This window comes from Streptomyces sp. DH24, assembly GCF_029813775.1.
Lineage (GTDB): Bacteria > Actinomycetota > Actinomycetes > Streptomycetales > Streptomycetaceae > Streptomyces.
The window spans coordinates 49,037-73,456 of the sequence record NZ_JARVKW010000034.1 but is presented as its reverse complement, the minus strand read 5'-3'; the positions used below and the strand labels follow the sequence as shown (position 1 = coordinate 73,456).

Below are 24,420 nucleotides of genomic sequence, written 5' to 3'. Positions count from 1 at the left end.
GAGCCCCCCCCCAACGCCCCCTGGTACATACCTGAGGGGTTACTCAGGAGTCCGTGTGACGCGTCACGAGTTGACCTGCTGCGTCACCAGGTTCGAGAAGGTCGTCAGCCGGGTGTAGACGCCCGGGTAGCCGGCGCGGGCGCAGCCCTCGCCCCAGGACGTGATCCCCGCCAGGACCCCGCCGACGAGCAGGGGGCCGCCGCTGTCGCCCTGGCAGGTGTCCACGCCGCCGGAGCTGTACCCGGCGCACACCATCTCGCTCGCGACGTAGTCGGTGCCGTAGGAGCTGCGGCAGCTGGTGTCCGACACGATCGGCACGGTCGCGGTGCGCAGCTGGTTGGAGGAGCTGCCGCCCGCCGACGTGGTGCCCCAGCCGACGACGCGGGCCGTGGTGCCGGCCGCGTACACCGAGGTCTGGGTGGCGGAGACGTACTTCGCCGGGGTGTACGGCATCGACGTCGACAGCGTCAGGACGGCGACGTCCTCGCCGTTGGTGGCGTCCGTGTAGCTCGGGTGCACCCAGATCCTGCTGACCCGGGCGACCGTCCCGTCGGTGCCGTTGCGGTAGGTGCGGCCGCCGACCACGCGGACGCTGCTGGTGGTCTCGCCGACCATGCAGTGCGCGGCCGTGACGACCTTGGTGGGGGAGACCAGCGTGCCGCCGCAGAACTGGTTCTGCGAGGAGTCCGTGATCTGCATCATGAACGGGTACGAGGCGGTGGTGGTCGTCGTACCGCCGACGATGGGCTGGGGTGCGGCGGTGGCGCCGGGAGCGGCGACCAGCGCGGTGGCGGCGGCAGCGGCGGTGGCCGCGACGGCGACGGCGGCCTGTCTTGCGCGGTGGAACCCGAACATGAGTCTCCTCAGTGTCTGCCGGTGGGGGGTCGCACGGGTGTGGGGGGTTGCACGGGAGTCTCGGGACCGACCCCCGTGTGCCCGGGCGAGCGGCACGGCTTCACGCTAGAAGCAGGCCCGTCGGCGCCCCAATGAGGGAACCCCCTAGGGGAGTTGGGGCAGGGAAAACCCTCGGTCGCCTCGCGGGCGGGCGCGTGGCATCCTCGGCGGAGCGGCAAACCACCGCCCCGCGCGGCACCTCAGCCGGGGCGGCGGCCCGCCGCCAGCCGGACGATGTCCACCCGTGACCGGATCCCCAGCTTGCGGTAGACCCGGGTCAGGGTGGCCTCGACGGTCTTGACGCTGATGAACAGGCGCGCGGCGATCTCCCGGTTGGTCGCGCCCTCCATGACCAGGGAGGCGACCTGACGCTCCATCGAGGCGAGGCCCTCCAGGCCGTCGGTGGTGGCCGCGGGCGCGGCGGGCGGCGCGGCGGGGCTCGCCGCCGCCGCGGCGTCGACCTGCTTCAGCCACGGCAGCGCACGGCAGCGCCGCATCAGCCGCGCCGCCTCGTCGTACGACGCCGGCCCGGGCGCGGGGGCGCGCAGCGCGGCCAGCGCGAACGCGGCCCGCGCCTCCTCCAGGCCGGAGCCCAGCTCGGCGAGCCGGTCCTGCGCCGCGGTCAACTGGGCGACGGCCGCGTCGTGTTGGCCGCGCGCCGCCCGGATCAGGGCCTCGGCGCGGTCCAGCACGGCCACCACGCTGTCCCGGGCCAGCCGCAGCGCCTGCTCGCGGGTCACGTCGACGAGTTCCTGCGCCTCGTCGAGTTCGCCGACGCGCACCAGCGCCTCGGCGAGGTCCCCGTGCCAGCGGCCGCGCGCCGGGTCGGTGATGCCGAGCCCGGTCTCCAACTCCCGCACCCGGCGCAGCGAACGGACCGTGCCCGCCGCGTCCCCGGCCACGAACTGCGCGTACCCGAGGGCGGCCAGGGCACGCGAGACGTACATCTGGTCGCCGTCCTCCTCGGCCTGCTCGACCGCCTCGCGGGCCAGCGCGAGGGCGCTGTCCACGTCACCGCCGGAGGCCTCGGCGAGCGAGGTGAGCAGCGCGGAGGGCACCTCGCCGATCCCGCAGTCCCGGGCCAGCCGCAGGCTCTCCCGGGCCAGGTCCAGGGCCCGGCCGCAGTGCCCGGCGCGCAGTTCGGTCTCGGCGAGCATGCGCACGTAGTGCACCTCGCTCTCGACCATGCCGCGCCGTCGCGCCTCGCGCAGCAGGGCGGTGACGGTGGTGCGGGCCTCGGCCAGCTGGTCGCTCATGATGAGCCAGCGGAAGCGGGCCGAGCCGGCGCCGTTGTGGTGGCAGGCGACCTGCGGGTCCTGCGGTTCCGTCAGCGCGCGCTTGATGGTGGCGGGCGCCTCCGGATGGCCCATCAGGGTCTCGGTCTGCGCCTGGAAGGACAGCGCCATCAGCTCGGTGCGCCGGTCGCCGGCCCGCGCGGCGAGCTCCGCGGCGTGCGCGGCCTCCCGGCGGCCCTCCTCGAAGTCGCCCTCCACGACCAGGCCGCGCCAGGCCAGCTGGTAGTGCACCTGGGCGAGCAGCCGAGGGTCGTCTCCGGCGTCGGCGAGCGCCTGCGGGAACACGGCGTCGACGTCCCCGAGGGCCTGCCCGGCGGCCTCGACCACCACCATCCAGGCCCGCACCCGGTCGGCGGGCACCGCGGCCCGGGTCAGCACGTCGCGGGCGATGTGCCGGGCGGGGGGGCGGGGTCGCCCTCGCCGGCGGTGATGGGGTCCTCCGCGGCCTGCCGCCGCCGCGCGTCGGGGCCGGGCGCGCTGTCGGCGGGGGTGTGCCGGGCCGCGAGCAGCCCCAGCGAGGCGGCCACCGACGGGGCCCCGCGGTCCCGGGCCAGCGCGGCGGCCTCGGCGAGCCGGGCGGCCACGTCCGGGTCGGTGCCGGTGGTCGCGAGCGCCAGGTGCCGGGCCCGTTCGATCGGGTCGGAGGCGGCCGTGGACAGCGCGGCGTGCACGGCCCGCCGCTCCTGCGCGGGCGCCTCCGCGTACAGCGCGGCGGAGATCAGCGGATGCGCGAACCGTACGGCGGGGCCCTCCTGCTCGGTGGCGAGCAGGCCCAGCTCGGCGGCCTGCGCGGTCTCCGCCTCGGCGCCCGCCCGGCCGGCCGCGTGCAGCAGGGCCAGCGTGGGCCGGGCGCCCGCGCTGGCCACCAGCAGGGTGCGGCGGGCCTCGGCGGACAGCATCTCCAGGCGGCTGAGCACCAGGGCGCGCAGCGACGTCGGCACCGGGAGCGGCTCGCCCGGACGGGGCGGAGTGGGGTTCTCGGCCAGGGCCCGGCCCAGTTCGAGCGCGAACAGCGGGTTGCCGCCGCTGGTGCGGTGGATGTCCCGCACCGTGGAGCGGGGCAGGCCGCGGTAGCCGCGGTGGTCGAGCAGCGCGGAGACCTGGCCCCGGGACAGCGGGGCGAGCCGCAGCGCGAGGGTGTCCGGCGGGGTGGCCCGCAGGTGACGGTCGAACTCCTCGCCCTCGGTGCGCACCGCGTACAGCAGCTGTACGGGGGTGTCGCCGAGGCGGCGGGCGGCGAAGCCGAGGAGTTCGGCGCTGGCCGGGTCCAGCCACTGGAGGTCGTCGGCGACGACGAGGACGGGCCCGTCGGCGGCCAGCGCGCGCAGCGCGGACAACACCGCCAGGCGCAGCGCGAGGCCGTCCCGCTGGAGGGTGGACTCGCCCCGGCCCGTCAGGGCCGACTCCAGGGCGGTGCGCTGGGCGGCGGGCAGGCTGCCCGCGACCCGGTCGAGGACCAGCCCGAAGAGGTCGGCGAGCGCCAGGAAGGGGAGATGTGATTCGGACTCGGTCGCCGAGCAGCGCAACACGGTGCGCGCGGTGCGGCCATATTCCGCGGCCAGCGTCCGCAGCGCGGTCGACTTTCCAATTCCGGCCGGACCGTGCAGCAGCACGCTGCCGCCCCGGCCGAGCTGCTCACGGGCCGCAGCGAAGAGTTCCTCCTGGCCGATGACCTGCTCGGAGCGGCTTCTGGCAGGCTCCTCGAAGTCCCGTCGCACGGTCACCGCTCCCCTCCCTGTGGCGTGTCCTGGCCAATATTAGGCAACAGCTCTTTCCCTTTCGGACGCACGACGTCGTGAGGGAAATAACAGCGGGCCAGGTACGGGAAATTCAGGACGTGACCGAATGAATAGCACTAGGGCAGCCAGCCCGCCCGGCGCGCGGCCACGACGGCCTCGCCCCGCGTGCGCGTGCCCAGCTTGCGCATCGCCGACCGCAGGTAGCCCTTGACCGTCTCGACGCCCAGGCCCAGCCGCTCGGCGGCCACCGCGTTGGTGACACCGGAGGCGACACACGCCAGCACGTCCACCTCGCGCGGGGCGAGCGCGACCCGCCGCCCGGGTCCCGCGGGGTCCGCCGCGAGCAGCCCGCACGCGCCGAGCAGTTCCTCGCGCAGCGCCGGATCGGCGATCCGCGGCGCCAGCGCCCGCAACGCCGCGTGGGCCTCGCGCACCCGCTCCCACGCCGCGCCGTCGGCCGTCCGCTCCGGCTCCGGGCCGGCGTGGGCCGCCGCCAGCAGCGACGTCGCCTCGTCCCGCACCACCAGCGCCTGCTCCACGTCCCGCGCCGCCGCCATGGCCGCGCCCAGCGTCCGGTCGCCCAGCGGCTGGGCGGTGCGCAGCGCCCCGTAGAGCACGCCGCGCACCCGGCGCCGTACCACCACGGGCACCGCGAGCACCGACCGCAGGCCCTCCGCGGCGACCGCCGCGTCGTACTCGTGGCTGATCTGCCGGGACACCGAGTAGTCCGTCACCGCGCACGGCCGGGACAGGGCCACCGCCTTGCCGCCCAGGCCGTTGCCGGAGGTCACCGCGAGCGCGCGCAGCGCCGGCGTGGCCGTGCCGCTCAGCTCGCTGATCCGCACCTGCCGGCGCCCGGTCTCCACCAGGCCGCCGAACGCGACCGGCAGCCCGGTCGTGTGCCGCAGCCGCGTCAGCGCGCCGCGGATCTCCACCGCCGCCACCGCCATGGGGTCCGCTGCCACGTCCTCGCCCTTCCTGTGCCGGCGGTGGGCGCCCGGACCCCTCGCCGGCGGGTCGGCGTCCGGACACCCCCGTTCGGGGGTAGTGAGACCTGCATCACGGATTACACGATGGCAGAGAGCCGCCCGGCAAGGTCCGGCACCGAGCGCGTGAGGAGCCGCAGGGCGCGCGGGGTGCCGATCCGGCCAGATCCGGCAAGAGAGCCAGATCCGGCAAGAGAGGATGACACATGACGACGGCGACGGATGCGTTCCGCAGGGCACGGGACTTCCTGCTGGAGCACCGCGAGGACTGGGCCGCGGCCCACGACGGCTTCACCTGGCCCCGGCCCGAACGCTTCAACTGGGCACTGGACTGGTTCGACGTCATCGCCGCCGGCAACGACCGGACCGCCCTGCACATCGTGGAGGAGGACGGCACCGAGACCCGGCTGTCCTTCGCCGAGCTGTCCGACCGCTCCGACCGCGTCGCCAACTGGCTGCGCGAGCGCGGCGTGCGCGCCGAGGACCGCGTGCTGGTGATGCTCGGCAACCAGGCCGAACTGTGGGAGACGGCGCTGGCCGCGATGAAGCTGCGCGCCGTCGTGATCCCCGCGACGCCGCTGCTCGGCCCCGCCGACCTGCGCGACCGCGTGGACCGCGGCCGGGTCGCCCACGTTCTCGCGCGGGACTCGGACACCGCCAAGTTCGACGAGGTGCCCGGCGACTACACGCGCGTCGCGGTCGGCGCCCGCGTCGAGGGCTGGCACGCGTACGAGGACGCCCACGACGCGCCCGGCGGCTTCACGCCGGACGGCCCGACCCTGGCCGACGACCCGCTGATGCTGTACTTCACCTCGGGCACCACCGCCCGCCCCAAGCTGGTCGAGCACACCCACACCTCGTACCCGATCGGGCACCTGGCCACCATGTACTGGATCGGCCTCAAGCCCGGCGACGTGCACCTGAACATCTCCTCGCCGGGCTGGGCCAAGCACGCCTGGTCGAACCTGTTCGCGCCGTGGAACGCGGAGGCGACCGTCTTCATCCACAACTACACGCGGTTCGACGCCGCCCGGCTGATGTCCGAGATGGACCGCGCCGGCGTCACCACGTTCTGCGCCCCTCCGACGGTGTGGCGCATGCTCATCCAGGCCGACCTCACCCAGCTGCGCAGCCGGCCCCGCGAGGCCGTCGCCGCCGGCGAACCCCTCAACCCGGAGGTCATCGAGCAGGTCCGGCGCGCCTGGGGCGTCACCATCCGGGACGGCTTCGGCCAGACCGAGACGGCCGTGCAGGTGGCCAACAGCCCCGGCCAGGTCCTCAAGACCGGCTCGATGGGCCGCCCCAGCCCCGGCTACCGCGTCGAACTCCTCGACCCGGTCACCGGCGCGCCCGGCGTCAGCGAGGGCGAGATCGCCCTGGACCTCTCCGAGCGCCCGGTCGGTCTGATGGCCGGCTACCACGGCGACCCGGAGCGCACCGCCGAGGCCATGGCGGGCGGCTACTACCGCACCGGCGACATCGGCTCGCGCGACGAGGACGGCTACCTCACCTACGTCGGCCGCGCCGACGACGTGTTCAAGGCGTCCGACTACAAGATCTCCCCGTTCGAGCTGGAGAGCGCCCTGCTGGAGCACGAGGCGGTCGCCGAGGCCGCGGTCGTGCCCGCCCCGGACGAGCTGCGCCTCGCCGTCCCCAAGGCCTACGTCGTGCTGGCGGAGGGCTGGGAGCCCGGCCCGGACACCGCGAAGGTGCTGTTCGAGCACTCCCGCGAGGTCCTCGCCCCCTACAAGCGCGTCCGGCGCCTGGAGTTCGGCGACCTGCCCAAGACGGTGTCCGGGAAGATCCGCCGGATCGAGCTGCGCGAGGCCACGGCCGCCGGCTCGGCGAACGAGTACCGCGAGGAGGACTTCCGGTGACGGCCGACCTGTCCTACACCCACGGCACCAGCGGGGTGCCGCTGCTCGGCGACACGATCGGCGCCAACCTGGCCCGGGCCGTCGCCGCGTTCCCCGGCCGCGAGGCCCTGGTGGACGTGCCGTCCGGGCGGCGCTGGACGTACGCCGAGTTCGGCGCGGCCGTGGACGAGGTGGCGCGCGGCCTGCTCGCCACGGGCGTGGCCAGGGGCGACCGGGTGGGCATCTGGGCGGTCAACTGCCCGGAGTGGGTGTTCGTGCAGTACGCCACCGCCCGCATCGGCGCGATCATGGTGAACATCAACCCGGCGTACCGCGCGCACGAGCTGGAGTACGTGCTCAAGCAGTCGGGGATCTCGGTGCTGATCGCGTCGCAGACCCACAAGACCAGCGACTACCGGGCCCTGGTGGACCAGGTGCGCGGCGCCTGCCCGGACCTGCGCTCGGTGGTCTACATCGGCGACCCGACCTGGGACGAGCTGACGGCGGGCGCCGCCCGGGTCCCCGCGGACCGGCCGGCAGCCGCCGAGGCGGAACTGAGCTGCGACGACCCGGTCAACATCCAGTACACCTCGGGCACCACCGGCTTCCCGAAGGGCGCCACGCTCTCCCACCACAACATCCTCAACAACGGCTACTGGGTGGGCCGCACGATCGGCTACACGGAACAGGACCGGGTCTGCGTGCCCGTGCCCTTCTACCACTGCTTCGGCATGGTGATGGGCAACCTGGCGGCCACCTCGCACGGCGCCTGCATCGTCATCCCGGCGCCGTCCTTCGAGCCGAGGGCCACGCTGGAGGCCGTGCAGCGGGAGCGCTGCACCTCGCTCTACGGCGTCCCGACCATGTTCATCGCGGAGCTCAACCTCCCCGACTTCGCGAGCCATGACCTCACCTCCCTGCGCACCGGCATCATGGCGGGCTCGCCCTGCCCGGTGGAGGTGATGAAACGGGTCGTCGCCGAGATGCACATGGAGCAGGTCTCCATCTGCTACGGCATGACCGAGACCTCGCCGGTGTCGCTCCAGACGCGCATGGACGACGACCTGGAGCACCGCACCGGCACGGTCGGGCGGGTCCTGCCGCACATCGAGGTGAAGGTCGTCGACCCGGTCTCCGGCGTGACGCAGCCGCGCGGCACCGCCGGGGAGCTGTGCACCCGCGGCTACAGCGTGATGCTCGGCTACTGGAACGAGCCCGAGCGGACCGCCGAGGCCATCGACCCCGGCCGGTGGATGCACACCGGGGACCTGGCGGTGATGCGCGAGGACGGCTACGTCGAGATCGTCGGCCGCATCAAGGACATGATCATCCGGGGCGGGGAGAACATCTACCCGCGCGAGATCGAGGAGTTCCTCTACGGCCACCCGGGGATCCAGGACGTCCAGGTGGTCGGCGTGCCGCACGAGCGGTACGGCGAGGAGGTGCTGGCCTGCGTCATCCCGCGCGACCCGGCCGATCCGCCCACCCTGGACGACCTGCGGGCCTTCTGCCAGGGGCAGCTCGCCCACTACAAGATCCCCAGCCGGCTGCAGCTCCTCGACGCGTTCCCGATGACCGTGTCCGGAAAGGTCCGCAAGGTGGAACTGCGGCAGCGGTTCGCGAACTGACTCCCGGTGCGCGGACCCCCGCGCCCCCACCTGAATCCTGCTTCCCGGCCCGGAACCCGAAAGCCCGTCTCTTGACGGGCTTTCGCATGCCCACTTACATTGCTTCCAGATAGTAGAAACTTATTTCCGCTATGTGGAAGTCAGGCGGAAGACGACACGGAAGTACTCACCGCGGGGCGCGACGGGAGTGCGAATCCGACAGCCGAAGCAGGAGTACTCGATGGCTCGTATGACCGCTGCCCGCGCGGCAGTTGAGATCCTCAAGCGCGAGGGCATCACCGACGCGTTCGGTGTCCCGGGCGCGGCGATCAACCCCTTCTACGCGGCGCTCAAGGCCTCCGGAGGCGTCCACCACACCCTCGCCCGGCACGTCGAGGGCGCCTCCCACATGGCCGAGGGCTACACCCGCACCCACCCCGGCAACATCGGCGTCTGCATCGGCACCTCAGGCCCGGCCGGCACCGACATGATCACCGGTCTGTACTCCGCGACCGGCGACTCCATCCCGATCCTGTGCATCACGGGCCAGGCACCGACCGCCGTGATCCACAAGGAGGACTTCCAGGCCGTCGACATCGCCTCCATCGCCAAGCCGGTGACCAAGATGGCCGTCACCGTCCTGGAGGCCGCGCAGGTCCCCGGCGTCTTCCAGCAGGCCTTCCACCTGATGCGCTCCGGCCGCCCGGGCCCGGTCCTCATCGACCTGCCGATCGACGTGCAGCTCACCGAGATCGAGTTCGACCCCGAGACCTACGAGCCGCTCCCGGTCTACAAGCCGGCCGCGACCCGCGCCCAGGTCGAGAAGGCGATCGGGATGCTCAACGCCTCCGAGCGCCCGCTGATCGTCGCGGGCGGCGGCATCATCAACGCCGACGCCGCCGAACTGCTCGTGGAATTCGCCGAACTGACGGGCACTCCGGTCGTGCCGACCCTGATGGGCTGGGGCGTCCTGCCCGACGACCACGAGCTGAACGCCGGCATGGTCGGCCTGCAGACCTCGCACCGCTACGGCAACGCGACCTTCCTGGAGTCCGACTTCGTCCTCGGCATCGGCAACCGCTGGGCCAACCGCCACACCGGCAGGCTCGACGTCTACACCGCCGGCCGGAAGTTCGTGCACGTCGACGTCGAACCCACCCAGATCGGCAAGATCTTCGCCCCCGACTACGGCATCGCCTCCGACGCCAAGGCCGCCCTGGAGCTGTTCGTCCAGGTCGCGCGGGAGCTGAAGGCCGCGGGCCGGCTGCCCGACCGCTCCGGCTGGGCCGCCGCCGCGCAGGAGAAAAAGGCCACGCTCCAGCGCCGTACGCACTTCGACGACGTGCCGATCAAGCCGCAGCGCGTCTACGAGGAGATGAACAAGGCCTTCGGCCCGGACACCCGGTACGTCTCCACCATCGGCCTCTCGCAGATCGCCGGCGCCCAGATGCTGCACGTCTACCGCCCGCGCCACTGGATCAACTGCGGCCAGGCCGGCCCGCTCGGCTGGACCGTGCCGGCCGCGCTCGGCGTCGCCAAGGCCGACCCGGAGGCGTCCGTCGTCGCCCTGTCCGGCGACTACGACTTCCAGTTCATGATCGAGGAACTCGCGGTCGGCGCCCAGCACCGCATCCCGTACGTGCACGTCCTGGTCAACAACGCCTACCTCGGGCTGATCCGCCAGGCACAGCGGGCCTTCGAGATCGACTTCCAGGTCAACCTGGAGTTCGAGAACATCAACACGCCCGAACTCGGCGTGTACGGCGTCGACCACGTCAAGGTCGCCGAGGGCCTCGGCTGCAAGGCGATTCGCGTGACCGACCCCGCCGAACTCGGCGCCGCCTTCGAGCAGGCCAAGAAGCTCGCCGCCGAGTACCGCGTCCCGGTCGTCGTGGAGGCGATCCTGGAGCGCGTCACCAACATCTCGATGTCGACCACCAACGACATCAGCAACGTCGTCGAGTTCGAGGAGCTCGCCACCGAGCCGGGTCACGCCCCGACCTCGGTGCGGACGCTGAAGGTCTGACCTGCCGCGGCGCACGACGCCGAAGGGCGGCCCGTCCCGGAAGGGGGCGGGCCGCCCTTTCGCGTGCGCCGGTGTGCGGTGCGCGGCTCAGTCCCCACCGCCGCCCCCTCCACCGCCGTCGCCGCCCCCGTCGAAGCCGCCCCGGAGCGGCGTGCGGTCCCACCGGTCGGCGTTGCGCGGCGTGTGCCGCAGCATTCCCCGGTCCGCCACCCGCGCCCGGCGGGTCAGCCCGGCCCGCAGCGCGAAGCGCGGCACCAGCGCGACCAGGGCCGTCTCCCCGTGCAGGGCGACGGCGAGCAGCCCGGCGTCGTCCGGCAGCCCGTGCCGGGTCCGCGGGACCGGGTGCCGCTCCCGCAGCTCCCGCACCCGGCGGCGGGCCTCCCGCGTCGGGCGGAGCAGCCGGGGGCCCAGCAGGCCGGCGCCGGCCGGTCCGAGGAGGAGCTCCGCGGTCGCCACCCGGACGTCCGGATGCCGGACCAACTCCCTTGGTGACAGGGGCTCCCGGAGGCAGCCGAGCACCGCGCGCTCCAGCGGGTCCGGCACGGCCACGGCCGCCGACCCGGACGCCCGCACCGTGCCCGGCAGGCCGGCCTCCAGGGCGCCCCGCAGGTGCAGGCCCACCAGGGCCACCGTGACGGCGGCACGCGCGCCGCCCCGCAGCAGGGCGATCTCGTGCGGCCGAAGCCGGTCCACCGTGACGTCGTCCATCGCGCACCCCCGTCGCACAGGGGCCCGCCGCCCCCGTGCCGGCGGGCCCCTGTGCGACGGTATGTGCCCGCCCGCACCCCCGGCCCAAGCCTGCCGGGGCCGGGTTCAGAGCTTGATTTGAGGGTGCCGTACGCCGCCTACGCCCGGGTGTGTAGGCGCGCGCACGCCGAGAAGCGGCGGATGCGGGACCGTCCGCATCCGGCGCTTCGGGGCCGGTGAAGGTACTGGAGTCGCAGGGCAGTTGTGCCGTCCGACGGTGCGAGACCGGGCGCGACGGGACATTCGCGCCGCCGGACGGGTCATGGGGGATCGGGACCGCGGCGGGTGCGACGGGACCGGGGGCTCCTTCCCTCAGGTCGAAGAAGGAGGCACCGGGACCTTCACCACCGCACTGGCTCGCACACCGCCGCGGTCCGCGTCCTGCCCGCCGTGCCGGTCGACCACCCCTCATCCGGGTCGCCGGCACGGCGGGTCCGCGCGTCCGGTTCCGACCTCCCCGTCGGACACCGGACGCAGCCTGTGGGTCAGTCCTCGCGCAGGGCGCGGACCGCCTCCGCCACGCGCGTGCCGTACTCCGGGTCGGCGGCGTGGAAGTGGGCCAGGTTCTTCTCGATCACGTCGTCGCGGGAGACCTGGGACAGGCCGCCGGCGATGTTCGCGACCAGACGCTTCTTCTCCTCCCCGGACATCAGCCGGTAGAGCTCACCGGCCTGGAAGAAGTCGTCGTCCTTGGTGTGCTGCGGCGCCTGGTGGGTGCCCGTGTGACCGGACACGGCCAGCGGGGCCGACAGCGGGCGGCCGGTCTCGGCGGGGCCGTCGTAGGAGTTCGGCTCGTAGTTCTTGGCGTACCGGCCCTGGGGGTTGACGGCCATGAGGCCGTCCCGGCCGTAGTTCTCGGCGGTCGTCGCGCGCGGGGCGTTGACGGCGAGCTGGGTGTGGTTGACGCCGAGCCGGTAGCGGTGCGCGTCCGCGTAGGCGAACAGGCGGCCCTGGAGCATCTTGTCGGGCGACGGGCCGATGCCCGGCACGAAGTTGTTCGGGGAGAACGCGGCCTGCTCGACCTCGGCGAACACGTTGTCGGGGTTGCGGTCCAGCACCAGCCGGCCCACCCGGCGCAGCGGGTAGTCCGCGTGCGGCCACACCTTCGTCAGGTCGAACGGGTTGAAGCGGTAGTCGGCCGCCTCGGCCGCCGGCATGATCTGCACGTACAGCGTCCAGGACGGGTGCACGCCGCGCTCGATGGCCTGGAGCAGGTCCGTCTGGTGCGAGTTCGGGTCCTTGCCCGCCGTCTCGGCGGCCTGCTCGCTGGACAGGCAGCGGATGCCCTGGTTCGTCTTGAAGTGGTACTTGACGAAGAACGCCTCGCCCTCGGCGTTCGTCCACTGGTAGGTGTGCGAGCCGTAGCCGTTCATGTGCCGGTACGACGCCGGGATGCCGCGGTCGCCCATCAGCCACGTCACCTGGTGGGTGGCCTCGGGGGAGTGCGCCCAGAAGTCCCAGACGTTGTCCGGCTCCTGCCGGCCGGTGAAGGGGTCGCGCTTCTGCGAGTGGATGAAGTCCGGGAACTTGATCGGGTCCTTGATGAAGAACACCGGGGTGTTGTTCCCCACGAGGTCGTAATTGCCCTCCCGCGTGTAGAACTTGACCGCGAAGCCGCGCGGGTCGCGCACCGCGTCCGCGCCGCCGAGCGAGTCGGCCACGGTCGAGAAGCGCACGAACACCTCGGTGCGGCGCCCGACCTCGCCGAGGAAGTCGGCGTACGTGACGTCGGTGACGTCGTCGGTCACCTCGAAGTGGCCGTAGGCGCCGGAGCCGCGGGCGTGCACCACGCGCTCCGGGATGCGCTCGCGGTTGAAGCGGGCCAGCTTCTCCAGGAGGTGCTGGTCCTGGAGCAGCAGCGGGCCGCCGATGCCGGCGGAGGCGGAGTTCTGGTTGTCGGCGACGGGGGCGCCGGACTCGGTGGTGAGCACGCGCTTCGACATCGTGGACCTTCCGTACGGGGAGCAGCAGCGAAAACGAGCGGAAACCTGTTTCCGCTTTGTGGAGCCGAAGTTCTTTGCGGAGCCTAGGTTCGGGACGTTCGAGGCGTCAACAGTTTGTTGAATCAGTGGGCATGGGTCGGCCCCGGTTCCGGGCGGCGCCGCCACTTGGGCGCGACGGGACAGGTGTCAGCAGCGACGCCGCCCGGAGTCTTGGGGAGGGTCAGACCTGGGCGCCGGACAGGCGCTCCACGGCCCGCAGCAGGGCCGAGTGGTCCAGGCCGCCGTCGCCCTGGGCGCGCAGCGACGCGACCAGCTGGGCGACCACGGCGCCGACGGGCAGCGCCGCGCCGACGTTGCGGGCGGCGTCCGTGACGATGCCCATGTCCTTGTGGTGCAGGTCGATGCGGAAGCCCGGCTTGAAGTCGCGGTCGAGGAAGTTGTCCTTCTTCCGCGTCAGCACGGTGGAGCCGGCGAGACCGCCGTTCAGCACGTCCAGGGCGGCGGCCAGGTCCACGCCGGACTTCTCCAGGAAGACCACGGCCTCGGCGCACGCCTGGATGTTCACGGCGACGATCAGCTGGTTGGCGGCCTTCACGGTCTGGCCCGAGCCGTGCGGACCGCACAGCACGATGGTCTTCCCGAGCGCCTCGAAGATCGGCTCCGCCTCGGCGAAGTCGGCCTGCTCGCCGCCGACCATGATGGACAGCACGGCCTCGATCGCGCCGGCCTCACCGCCGGAGACCGGGGCGTCCAGGACGCGGATGCCCTTCTCCCGGGCGTTCTTCGCCAGGTCGACCGAGGTCTGCGGCGTGATCGAGGACATGTCGATCAGCAGCGCGCCGGACCTCGCGTTCTCCAGGATGCCGTCGGGGCCGTACGCGATGGCCTCGACCTGCGGGGAGGCGGGCACCATCGTGATGATCACGTCGGCGTCCCGCACGGCGTCGGCGATGGAGGCGGCGGCGCTGCCGCCGGCGGCGGCCAGCCGGTCCAGCTTCTCCTTCTCCAGGGTGTAGCCGGTGACGTCGTAGCCGGCCTTGATCAGGTTCTCGGACATGGGGGAGCCCATGATGCCGAGGCCGATCCAGGCGATCTTGGGGAGCGTACTCATGGGGGTGCCTCTCTCACACAGCGTGCTTGGGGATTCAGCGGGCGGCGCGTGCCGCGCGGGGCAGCCAGTCGAAGGCCTCCGCGCTCGGGCGGTCGCCCGGCTTGTACTCCAGGCCGACCGGGCCGTCGTAACCGGCCTTGCGCAGGCGGCCGAGGAGGTCCGCCAGCGGCAGCGAACCCGTGCCCGGGGCGCCGCGGCCGGGGTTGTCGGCGATCTGGACGTGACCGGTCCGCGCCGCGTACCGCTCGATCACCCGCGGCAGGTCCTCGCCGTTCATCGACAGGTGGTACAGGTCCATCAGGAACCTGGCGTTGCCCAGGCCCGTGGCCTCGTTGACCCGGTCGGCCACGGCGACGGCGGCCGGTGCCGACACCAGCGGGTAGCGCGGCGACTCCGGCTCGTTCAGCGCCTCGATCAGCAGGATCGCGCCGATCCGGTCGGCGGCCCGCGCCGCGAGCACCAGGTTCTGAAGCGCGAGCGCGTCCTGCTCGGCCGGGTCCACGCCCTCGACGCGGTTGCCGTACAGCGCGTTGAGCGCGCCGCAGCCCAGCGACCGCGCGAACTCGGCGGCCACGTCGACGTTGGCACGGACCCGCTCCGACTCCTCGCCGGGGACCGACAGGGCGCCCCGGTCCGGGCCGGGCAGTCGGCCGGCGTAGAAGTTCAGCCCCGTGAGGCGGACGCCGGCGTCCTCGACCGCCTTCCTCAGCGCGTCGAGCTCGGACCGCTCGGGGGTGGGGGAGTCGACCCAGGGCCACCACAGCTCGACCGCGGTGAAGCCGGCCTCGGCGGCTGCCGCCGGGCGCTCCAGCAGCGGGAGTTCCGTGAAGAGGATCGACAGGTTGACGGTGAAGCGCTGGTCTGCGGCCGTGTCCCACTCAAAGCCTGACATGAGGTGCCGCGCTCCCTTCTGGTGACGCCGCAGCGTATTTCGTATTGCGGAAGTTCGTTTCTGCTTAATGGAAGATTGCCTGTGGAGGGGAACGGCTGTCAAGACCGGCCGCAAAAAAACGTCCCCGCGCGGGGGCGCGGGGGCGTGTCGGTGCGGGGGAGGTCACAGGGCGTCGACGGCGCTCACCTTCCAGCCCTCCGACGTGCGGGACATGGTCATCCGCACCCGGTTCAGGTCCAGGCGGGACCCGGAGACCTGGGTGCTCTTGGTGACCTGGTTGACGAACAGGAGCACCACGACCCGGTCCGGCGAGGCCGACACGACGGACGCCGCGGGGGAGCCGCCGCCCGGCGGTGCCACGACCGTCGCCTTCACCACGCCCCGGTACTTCTCGGCGGTCGGCGCGACCACCGACTTGGTCGTCTTGCCGTACTCGTCGCGGAACTTCCCGGTCAGATGCCCGCGGGCCCGGGCGAAGTCCCGGTCCAGACGCCGGTAGTCGTACGACAGCACCACCGGCGCCGCCTTCCGCGCGGCCGCCAGCGCCTCGCCCCGCGCCGCCTCCGCGCGCCGCCCCTGCCCGTACTGCCGCCCGAGCACCGCGACCGCCGCCAGGGCCAGGACGAGCACGAGCGACAGCACGACGGCGGGGAGCCTGCCGCGCAGCCACGCGACCGGGCCGGGCGGCCGCCCGCCGGACCCGTCGGACTTTGCCGGCTCCGCGGCCCCGTCGGACTCGTCGGGTTCCGGGGATTCCAGGGCCGGCTCGGGCGGGTCGTCCCAGCCGTCCGGGACGTCGATCACCACGGTCCGCCCGGAGAGCCGCTCCTCCTGCGGGGCGGCCACGCTCTCGCGCCGCTGCGGGACGTCCGAGCGCCCGGCGCGCTTGGCGGCGGCCCGGGCGGCGGCGGTCAGGGTGCGGCGGGCGGGGGCGGACAGGGCCCGGCGGGCCGGGCCGCCGGCGCCGCGGACTCGGGAGGTCGGGTTGGCCATGGTCGTACTCCTCACGTGCGGGTCAGCCGACGAACTCGACGTCGGAGGTCAGCCAGCGGCCGCCCCGGTGCACCAGGTCGAGCTGCAGCCGGTAGGTGCGCGCCTCGCCCCTGGGCACGGCGGTGTTGGTCACCTTGCTGTCGGCGACCACCAGGACGCGGGCCGAGCGGTCGTCGGAGCGGACGATGCCCGCGTCCAGGACCTGGCCCTCGGACACCGACTTGTTCCGGGCGACCAGCCGGGTCAGCTCCGCCGTCTGCGCGGCGAACTCCTTCTTGAAGTCACCGGTGGCGCCCTTGAGGACGTTGGCGCTGTCCCGGTCGTAGTGCCGGTAGTCGAGCGAGGTGAAGTTCAGCGCGGACTGGCGGGCGGCGGCCAGGATGTCCTGGCGGCGCTGCTCGTCCGCGCGCTGGTCGTACAGGCGCAGACCCAGCCACAGCGCCACGGCCGTGGTCAGGACGGTCGCGGCGACGAGTCCGGCGGACAGCGCGCGGCGCCGGAACCTCTCGCTCATGCCATGGGGCCGACGAGCAGCCATTGCCAGGACTCCTTTCCGAACATGCTCTGTTCACCGCCGGTCGAGCCGATCTCGACGAGGCCGCCGTCCGGGCCGGCCGCGACACCGGTCTCCGGGTCGTACGGGGTGACGTGCGCCGCCGGGTCCGCACCACGGGGGCCGGACGCGCCGGGCGCGTTCTGCGCGCCGCGCACCGAGGTGTCGCTGCCGCGCGGCGCCGTGCAGCGGGCGTCGGTGTTCGCGGGACGCCTGCTGGTGTCCGCGGGGTCGCGCCGCGAGGTGCCGTAACCCTGCTTGCACGGCGGCGGGTCGTCGGCGTTGAGGACCAGACCGAAGTGGGTCGTGCCGTCGCCGGGGATGACGGTGTAGCTGCCCGCGACGACCACGGGGAACGTCACCAGGGCCTGCTCCACGCCCGGCAGCCGGGCCCGGGTCACCCGGCCGCCGCTGATGAGGTTCGCCAGCAGCACCGGCACGCTCGACTCGGTGGACTTCAGCAGCGAGTTCACCTGCACGGCGGCCGGTGTCCCGTTGCGGATGAGCCGCCGCAGGTCCTTGTCGCTCGCCTTCAGCTGGGCGGTGAGCGTCGCCAGGTCACGGGAGAACGCCTTGATGGAGGACCCCTGGTCGGCCTGCGTCTTCAGCACCGTCCGCGAGTCCTCGATCAGCGCGACCGTCTCCGGCAGCGCGTCGGACGCCGACTCCACCAGCGCGTTGCCCGAGTCCACGAGCCGCCCGAGGTGCGGTCCCGTGCCGGCGAACGCCTGGCCCAGCTCGTCCACGGTGGTGCGCAGATCGTCCTTGCCGACGGAGTTCACCAGCCGGTCCAGGCTCAGCACCAGGTCCGTGGTGGGCAGCGGCACCCGTGTGCGGTCGCGCGGGATCGTGCTGCCGTCCAGCAGGTACGGGCCGCTCGTGCCGCGCGGCTGGAGGTCGACGTACTGCTCGCCGACCGCCGAACGGTGGGCGACCACGGCCAGCGTGTCCGCCGGGATGCGCGGCGCCCCGTCCTCGATCTCCAGCGCCACCGACACCCCGGACCCGCTCAGCCGCAACGGCCCCACGCGCCCCACCGGCACGCCCCGGTACGTCACCTCGGCGCCGGAGAAGACACCGCCGGAGTCGGCGAACTCGGCCCCCACGGTGTAACCGCGGTCCAGGATGCCGTCCACCAGGCCGGTGTACTCGGCGCCCACGTAGGTCACCCCGACCGCGGTGATCGTGGCGAAGGCGGCCAGTTGGGCCTTGACCGTCCGTGTGATCACGGCTGCATCCCCTTCAGCATCAGCTCGGCGAGCGCGAGGTCGATCCCCGGCGGCAGGCGGCGGGTGTCCCCGTCGCCGTACGCCGCGGTGCACACCGGCGGGCACAGCACGTCCCCGCCGCCGTCCCCGCCGCCCGGGGGCGACGACGGCTCGGTGGGCAGGTCCGGCACGTCCGGGGCGTCCGGCGCGTCGGGCAGTGCGGGCGCCGACGGCAGGGGCACGTCCGGGAGGTCGGGCAGGTCCGGCGCGCCGGGCACGTCCGGGCCGTGATCCTTCTCGCCGGGCTCGTCGGTGAGGTTGCCGTACAGACTGGACAGATCGAGGTCGGCGGTGATCTTCAGGTTGACGTAGTCGCCCTTGACGGCCTCCGTCGCGTTCCGGGGGAACGGGTACGTCGTCAGCAGCTCCAGCGAGTTCGGCAGGTCGTCGCCCGCCTTGTTGAGCTGCTGGAGGATCGGGCGGAGCAGCTTGAGGTTCGCGACCGTGTCGGCCCGGGAGGCGTTGATCACGCGCGTGCCGGTCTTGCCGAGCTTCGACAGCGCGGTGAGCATCCTCGTCAGGTCGCGGCGCTGGTCGGCGAGGACCTTCAGGGCCGGCGGCATCGTGTCGACGGCCGTGGCGATGGTCTTGCGCTCCTTGCCGAGCCGCTTGGCCAGCCGGTCCACGCCCTCCAGGGCGCGGACGATCTCGTCGCGCTGCTCGTCCAGCCCGCCGAGGAACGTGTTGAGCTCCTTCAGCAGGGACTTGACCCGGTTCTCGCGGCCCGCGAGAGCCTTGTTCAGCTCCACGGTGATCGTCTTCAGCTGGGCCACACCGCCGCCGTTCAGCAGCGCCGACAGCGCGGACAGCACTTCCTCGATCTCCGGGTTGCGGCCGCTGCGGGACAGCGGGATGCGGTCGCCGTCGCCCAGCCGTCCGACGGGCTCGGTGCCCGGCGGCGCGGACAGCGCCACGTACTTCTCGCCGAGCATGCTGGTCTGCCGCAGCTCGGCCACCGCGTTGCCGGGCAGCTTCACCGAGTCCGCGACCCGCAGCCGCACGCGGGCGTGCCAGCCGTTCAGCTCCACCTTCTCGACCGCGCCGACCGTGACGTTGTTGACCTTCACGGACGACTGCGGCACCAGGTCGAGGACGTCCCGGAAGTCGACGGTGACGCGGTAGGCGTGCCCGTCGGCGGCGGCACCGCCGGGCAACGGGATGTCGTACCAGCCGTTGAACTCGCAGCCGGACAGCAGCAGCGCGCCCACCGCCGTCCACGCCGCCGTCCCGCCCTTGCGCAGCACGCTCATGCGCCCGCCCCCAGAATCCCGCCGAGCGTCCGGTCGACCGTGCCGGACACCGGTGCCGTCCCGGGCTCGGGCAGCGAGTCGAAGAGTTTCTCCAGGTCCCGGCAGTCCGGGTTCTCGCCGCCCGCGTCGCCGGTCGTCTTCAGCAGCGAGCACAGCAGCGCGGCCGGGTCCTGCGGCCCGTCGGGGTTGTTGCGGGTGTCGAGGGTGCCGGAGGACGGGTTGTAGGCGTTCTGCAGGTTGGACAGGCCGGTCGGCGCCACCTCCAGCAGCTCCGCCAGCGCCTCCCGCTGGGTCACCAGCACCTTGGTGACCTTGCTCAGGCCGCGCACGTTCGAGGCGAGCGACTTCTTGTTGTCCTTCACGAACTCGGCCACGTCACCGAGGGCCGCGCCGAGGTTCTTCAGCGCCGCCGCGAGGTCCTTGCGCTCCCCGGCGAGCTGCTCGGCGACCTTGGCCAGGCTGGTGTTGAACGACCGGACCTCCTTGTCGTCGGCCGCCAGCGCGGCCGTGAACACCTGGAGGTTGCGCACGGTGCCGAACAGGTCGCCCCGGCCGTCGGACAGGGTGGTGACCGCCTCCGACAGGTCCTTCACGGTCCGGTGCAGGTTCTTGCCCTGGCCGTCGAGGTTGTCCGCGCTCACCCCGAGCAGCCGCGACAGCGCGCCGTCCTTGTTGGCGCCGTCCGGGCCGAGCGCCTCGGCCGTGGTGTGCAGGCTGTCGAAGATCCGGTCCAGCTCGACGGGAACGGCCGTACGCGTCTCGGGGATCACGTCGCCGCTGCGCATCGTCGGACCCGACCGGTACACCGGCAGCAGCTGCACGTAACGGTCGCTGACCACCGAGGAGTTGATGATGGCGGCCTTCGCGTCCGCCGGGACCTTGCGGCCCTCGTCGTACTCCAGCACCACGCGGACCCGGCCGCCCTCCGGCTTGATCTCCTTGACCTCGCCGATACGGACGCCGAGGACCCGGACGTCCGAGCCGGGGTAGATGCCGACGGTGCGCGGGAAGTACGCGGTGACCCGCACCGGTTCGGTGCGCGGCCACAGCGCGTACACGCACGCGGCGACGAGGGCGAGGGCGGTGACCAGGGCCACGCGCCGCCTCACGGGGGAGTTCACTGGGCGCCTCCCGTACGCGGCACCACGGGCGCCGCGACCATGTTCTGGATGTAGCTGTCGAACCAGCGGCCGTTGCCGAGGGTGTTGGTGAAGACGCGGACGTAGGGCGCGAGCAGTTTCACGCTGCGGTCCAGGCTCGCCTGGTTGCGTTCGAGCATCGTCACGAAGGTGTTGAGGTTCTTCAGGGCGGGGCCGATCTCCTTGCGGTTGTCCTCCACAAGGCCGGACAGCTCCACGCCGAGCAGGGCGGACGACGTCAGGAGCTTGTGGATCGCCGCGCGGCGCCTGGCGATCTCCTTGAACAGCTTGTCGCCGTCCTTCACCAGGGCACTGAAGTCCCCGGACCGCTCCGCCAGCACCCCCGTCACGCTGTTCGCGCGGTCCAGGAGCTCACCGAGCGCCTTGTCCCGCGAGGCCACCGTCCGGGAGATCTTCGACAGGCCCTTGATGGAGGCGCGCACCTCGGCGGGCGAGTCCCGGAACGTGGTGGAGATGGTGTCCAGGGCCTTCGCCAGCTGCTCGGTGTCGACCTTCTCCGAGGTGGTCGTCAGATCGCTGAACGCCTGCACCACGTCGTACGCCGGGACCGTCCGCCGCAGCGGGATCTCGCTGCCCGGCCGCAGCTGCCCAGGCCCCTTCGGGTGCAGCGCCAGGTACTTGGCGCCGAGGATGGTCTTCACCCGGATCGAGGCGCCCGTCTCGGTGCCGAAGTCCGGGTCGTCCTTGAGCTTGAAGGTCACCTTGACGTGGTCGCCGTCCAGGTCGACGGTCTCCACCTTGCCGACCTTGACCCCGGCGATGCGCACCTCGTCGCCCGGCTTGAGCCCGCCGGCCTCCGAGAAGGCCGCGCTGTACGTGTCGCCGCCGCCGATCACCGGCAGGCTGTCGGCGTTGAAGGCGGCCACGGTCAGCAGCGCCAGCGCGGTCAGCCCGGCGGCACCGACGATCACCGGGTTGCGCTCGCGGAACGGCTTCAGCCGCGGCCGGCGCGGCCTGCCGGACGGCCGTGGCCTGCCGGGCAGTCGCAGCCTCCCGGGCACTCGCAGTCTCATCCGCCGCACCTCGCCCGCGCCACGTGCATCTCCGGAGTGAGCACCTGCTTGGTCTTCGGCAGCACGATCCGGCCGTCGAAGTCGCACAGGTAGAAGTTGAACCACGAGCCGTAGGACGCCGTCCCGGTCAGCTCGTCGAGCTTGTTCGGCAGCCGCTTCAGCACGCCCTCCACCGTCTTCTCGTTCTTGTTCAGCGTTCCGGTGAGCTCGCCCAGCTCCGCGATGTCGTCCTTGAGCGGCGGCCGGGCGTCCTTCAGCAGCCCCGAGGTGGCCTCCGCGAGGTCCCCGATGCTCACCAGCGACCTGCCGAGCGGCTTGCGGTCGGCGGACAGCCCGGAGATCACCCGCCGCAGCTGCTTGAGCAGCCCGGAGAACCGGCCGCTGCGCTCGTCGAGCGTCTTCAGCACCGTGTTCAGGTTGGTGATCACGGAGCCGATCAGCTCGTCCCGGTCGGCGAGCGTCGTCGTAAGCGACGCGGTGTGGGCGAGCAGGCTGTTCACCGTGCCGCCCTCGCCCTGGAGCGTCTTGATGATCTCGGTGGCGAGCTGGTTGACGTCGCTGGGGCTGAGCGCCGCGAACAGCGGCTTGAAGCCGTTCAGCAGCGTGTTGAGGTCCAGCGCCGGCTGGGTCCGCGCCAGCGGGATGGTGCCGCCGGGCGGCAGCCGCGTGCCGTCGCCCGCGCCCTCGGTGAGCGCCACGTACCGCTGCCCGACGAGGTTGCGGTACCGCACCACCGCGTGGGTGCTGGCCAGCAGGGGCCGCTTCGAGCTGACGGTGAACGTGATCTCCGCCAGCGTCCGGTCCTTGATGCGGATGTCCTCCACCTCGCCGACCCGCACTCCGGCGACACGGATGTCGTCGCCCTCCTCCAGGCCGGTGACGTCGCTGAACACCGCGCGGTAGCTGTGCTTGGCGTCGAAGGAGATGTTGACGATGGTGGCGGCGAGCAGGGCCGTCGCCAGGATCGTCACCACCGCGAACAGGCAGAACTTGACCAGGGGTGCCGCGGTGCGGCGGGCCGCTGTGGTGCTCATGCGACGCTCACCGCCGTTCCCCGGGCCAGCGGGCCGAACAGCAGGGTCGTGACCGACGGGACCTCGTCCGCCGGCACGCCCAGCACGGGCGCCACCAGCGAGCCGACGGCCCGCTGTTCGGCCGAGGTGGCGGACACGTGCGGTGCGCCGCCGCTGCCCGGACCGCCGTCCGACGTGCCGTCGTTCAGCTTGGTGTGCGGCGCGGGCACCCGCGGATGGGGCACGCCCCGGCAGTTCGGCCCGGACCGCTCGCCGTAGCGCGGCTCCTCCCCGGGCTCGTAGCCGGGCCGCTGGCGCACCACTTCGAGCGTGATGCGCATCGCGCCGCCCCGGAACGCCTTCTCCGACTCCCGCCCCTGCCGGACCAGACCGGCCAGCAGGCACGGGTACTCGGGGGAGTAGCGCGCGAACAGGTCCAGGGTGGGCCGGGACACCTCGCCCAGCGTGATCAACCGGTCGCCGTTGACGTTCAGGAAGTCCTCCGCGGTGCCCGCGACGGTCGTGGTGGAGCGCAGGGCCGCCGCCAGCCGGTCCTTCTCCTCGACCAGCGTCCGGCTGGTCGTGACGGTGTTGCGCAGAATCCGCATCAGGTCGGGCGCCGCGTCGCCGTACACCTCGGCGACGTCCGCGAAGCGCGAGATGTCCTCCTTAAGGGACGGCAGATGCGGGTTGAGGCGGCGCAGATAGCCCTCGACCCGCACCAGGTTGTCCCCGATCCGGTCGCCCCGGCCCTCCAGCGCCGTCGCGAACGCCGAGAGGGTGGCGTTGAGTTCGCCCGGCTCGACGGTCCGCAGCAGCGGCAGCAGGTCGTTCATCAGCTGCTGCACCTCGATGCCGACCCTCGTGCGGTCCTGCGGGATGACGTCCCCGGCGCGGATCGGCCGGGCCGACGAGCCGGAGGGCGGCACCAGATCGACGTACTTCTCGCCGAACAGCGTCTTCGGCAGCAGCCGCGCCCGCACGTCCGCCGGGATCGACGCGACGTGCTGCGGCTTGAGCGCGATGTCCAAGGTGGCCTTCGTGCCGTCCGCGTGCACCTCGCGCACCTCGCCCACCAGCAGCCCGCGCAGCTTGACGTCGGCCCGCGGATCGAGCTGGTTGCCGAGCCTGTCGGCCTGCAGCGTGACGCGCACGACCGGTGTGAACGCCTGCTGGTACACGGCCACGGAGAGCGACAGCAGCAGCGCGAGCACGGCGATGAAGGTGACGCCGTACAGCCTCAGTCTCAGTTTCGAGCGGTTCAACCGGCTCACCCCGCAATCCGTACGGTCGTGTTGGCGCCCCAGATCGCGAGGCTCAGGAAGAAGTCCAGGACGTTGATCGCGACGATCGACGTGCGCACCGCCCGGCCCACTGCGACCCCGACGCCCGCCGGACCGCCGCTCGCGTGGTAGCCGTAGTAGCAGTGCACGAGGATGATCAGGACCGCGAAGACGATCACCTTGCCGAACGACCAGAACACGTCGACCGGCGGCAGGTACTGGTGGAAGTAGTGGTCGTAGGTGCCCGTCGACTGCCCGTAGTAGCCGGTCGTGATGGTGCGGGCGGCCAGGTACGACGACAGCAGCCCGACCACGTACAGCGGGATCACCGCGACGAAGCCGGCGATCATCCGCGTCGTCACCAGGAACGGCAGCGACGGCACGCCCATCACTTCCAGCGCGTCCGTCTCCTCGCTGATCCGCATCGCGCCGAGCTGCGCCGTGAAGCCGGCGCCGACCGTCGCGGACAGCGCGAGCCCGGCCACCAGCGGCGCGATCTCCCGCGTGTTGAAGTACGCCGACAGGAACGCCACGAAGTTGGACGTGCCGAGCTGGTTGAGCGCGGCGTAGCCCTGCAGGCCCACCTCGGTGCCGGTGAAGAACGACAGGAAGGCGATCACGCCGACCGTGCCGCCGACGACGGCCAGCGCGCCGCGGCCGAAGCTCACCTCGGCCAGCAGCCGCAGGACCTCCTTCTTGTAGCGCCGCAGGGTGCGGCCCGTCCACGCCAGCGAGCGTCCGTAGAAGGAGAGTTGGGCACCCAGCTCCTCCAGACGATTCAGCAGTGCCAT

General features: G+C 72.6%; 18 protein-coding genes and 1 pseudogene. 3 read left to right on the top strand and 16 right to left on the bottom strand.

The genetic code is table 11. From position 1 onward, the window contains the following. Positions 1 to 63: 63 nt before the first annotated feature. The 3 genes and pseudogenes from QC282_RS24565 to QC282_RS24555 form a co-directional block, all read right to left on the bottom strand. Complete coding sequence (locus QC282_RS24565; RefSeq protein WP_279551723.1) at positions 64 to 855, bottom strand: serine protease; 792 nt, start codon at positions 853 to 855, stop codon at positions 64 to 66. A 239-nt stretch (positions 856 to 1,094) separates the two neighbouring features. After that, positions 1,095 to 3,913: pseudogene (locus QC282_RS24560) on the bottom strand (AAA family ATPase). 131 nt (positions 3,914 to 4,044) lie between these two features. Next, on the bottom strand, positions 4,045 to 4,878 hold the full coding sequence (locus tag QC282_RS24555; RefSeq protein ID WP_279551730.1) for a helix-turn-helix transcriptional regulator: 834 nt from the start codon (positions 4,876 to 4,878) through the stop codon (positions 4,045 to 4,047). 242 nt (positions 4,879 to 5,120) lie between these two features. Between QC282_RS24555 and QC282_RS24550 the strand changes: the two genes are divergently transcribed. The 3 genes from QC282_RS24550 to gcl all read left to right on the top strand — a co-directional run bounded on the left by QC282_RS24550 (position 5,121) and on the right by gcl (position 10,403). Next, positions 5,121 to 6,791 carry an AMP-binding protein gene (locus QC282_RS24550; RefSeq protein ID WP_279551722.1) on the top strand — a complete coding sequence of 557 codons (1,671 nt, stop codon included), beginning with the start codon at positions 5,121 to 5,123 and terminating at the stop codon, positions 6,789 to 6,791. Continuing rightward, complete coding sequence (locus QC282_RS24545; protein WP_279551721.1) at positions 6,788 to 8,398, top strand: AMP-binding protein; 1,611 nt, start codon at positions 6,788 to 6,790, stop codon at positions 8,396 to 8,398. Before QC282_RS24550 ends, QC282_RS24545 begins: the two co-directional genes overlap by 4 nt. A 220-nt stretch (positions 8,399 to 8,618) precedes the next feature. Continuing rightward, positions 8,619 to 10,403 carry a glyoxylate carboligase gene (gene gcl, locus QC282_RS24540; protein WP_279551720.1) on the top strand — a complete coding sequence of 595 codons (1,785 nt, stop codon included), beginning with the start codon at positions 8,619 to 8,621 and terminating at the stop codon, positions 10,401 to 10,403. A gap of 87 nt (positions 10,404 to 10,490) precedes the next feature. Here gcl and QC282_RS24535 read toward each other — a convergent pair whose 3' ends face one another. The 13 genes from QC282_RS24535 to QC282_RS24475 form a co-directional block, all read right to left on the bottom strand. After that, a complete protein-coding gene (locus QC282_RS24535) occupies positions 10,491 to 11,129 on the bottom strand; it encodes a TIGR04222 domain-containing membrane protein (RefSeq protein ID WP_279551719.1) in 639 nt (212 codons plus the stop codon). Between the two features lie 506 nt (positions 11,130 to 11,635). Then, a complete protein-coding gene (locus tag QC282_RS24530) occupies positions 11,636 to 13,093 on the bottom strand; it encodes a catalase (RefSeq protein ID WP_279551718.1) in 1,458 nt (485 codons plus the stop codon). A 220-nt stretch (positions 13,094 to 13,313) separates the two neighbouring features. Continuing rightward, positions 13,314 to 14,204 (bottom strand): 2-hydroxy-3-oxopropionate reductase, encoded by an 891-nt coding sequence (locus tag QC282_RS24525; RefSeq protein ID WP_279551717.1) that lies wholly within the window; start codon positions 14,202 to 14,204, stop codon positions 13,314 to 13,316. 34 nt (positions 14,205 to 14,238) lie between these two features. Continuing rightward, on the bottom strand, positions 14,239 to 15,096 hold the full coding sequence (locus QC282_RS24520; RefSeq protein ID WP_279551716.1) for a TIM barrel protein: 858 nt from the start codon (positions 15,094 to 15,096) through the stop codon (positions 14,239 to 14,241). Between the two features lie 162 nt (positions 15,097 to 15,258). Continuing rightward, positions 15,259 to 16,089 (bottom strand): hypothetical protein, encoded by an 831-nt coding sequence (locus tag QC282_RS24515; RefSeq protein ID WP_279551715.1) that lies wholly within the window; start codon positions 16,087 to 16,089, stop codon positions 15,259 to 15,261. 22 nt (positions 16,090 to 16,111) lie between these two features. Then, entirely contained in the window at positions 16,112 to 16,603 is a 492-nt protein-coding gene (locus QC282_RS24510) for a hypothetical protein (RefSeq protein ID WP_279551714.1), read from the bottom strand. Next, on the bottom strand, positions 16,600 to 17,871 hold the full coding sequence (locus QC282_RS24505; protein WP_279551713.1) for an MlaD family protein: 1,272 nt from the start codon (positions 17,869 to 17,871) through the stop codon (positions 16,600 to 16,602). Before QC282_RS24505 ends, QC282_RS24510 begins: the two co-directional genes overlap by 4 nt. Continuing rightward, on the bottom strand, positions 17,868 to 19,160 hold the full coding sequence (locus QC282_RS24500) for an MCE family protein (protein WP_279551712.1): 1,293 nt from the start codon (positions 19,158 to 19,160) through the stop codon (positions 17,868 to 17,870). The genes QC282_RS24505 and QC282_RS24500 overlap by 4 nt, the downstream gene beginning before the upstream one ends. Beyond that, complete coding sequence (locus tag QC282_RS24495; protein ID WP_279551711.1) at positions 19,157 to 20,281, bottom strand: MCE family protein; 1,125 nt, start codon at positions 20,279 to 20,281, stop codon at positions 19,157 to 19,159. The genes QC282_RS24500 and QC282_RS24495 overlap by 4 nt, the downstream gene beginning before the upstream one ends. Continuing rightward, a complete protein-coding gene (locus QC282_RS24490) occupies positions 20,278 to 21,258 on the bottom strand; it encodes an MCE family protein (RefSeq protein WP_279551729.1) in 981 nt (326 codons plus the stop codon). The genes QC282_RS24495 and QC282_RS24490 overlap by 4 nt, the downstream gene beginning before the upstream one ends. A 71-nt stretch (positions 21,259 to 21,329) precedes the next feature. Further along, positions 21,330 to 22,367, bottom strand: coding sequence for an MlaD family protein (locus tag QC282_RS24485; protein WP_279551710.1), 1,038 nt, complete (start codon positions 22,365 to 22,367; stop codon positions 21,330 to 21,332). Next, positions 22,364 to 23,620: an MCE family protein gene (locus QC282_RS24480; protein WP_279551709.1), complete on the bottom strand. Its 1,257-nt coding sequence runs from the start codon at positions 23,618 to 23,620 to the stop codon at positions 22,364 to 22,366. The genes QC282_RS24485 and QC282_RS24480 overlap by 4 nt, the downstream gene beginning before the upstream one ends. Further along, complete coding sequence (locus QC282_RS24475; protein ID WP_279551708.1) at positions 23,617 to 24,420, bottom strand: ABC transporter permease; 804 nt, start codon at positions 24,418 to 24,420, stop codon at positions 23,617 to 23,619. Before QC282_RS24475 ends, QC282_RS24480 begins: the two co-directional genes overlap by 4 nt.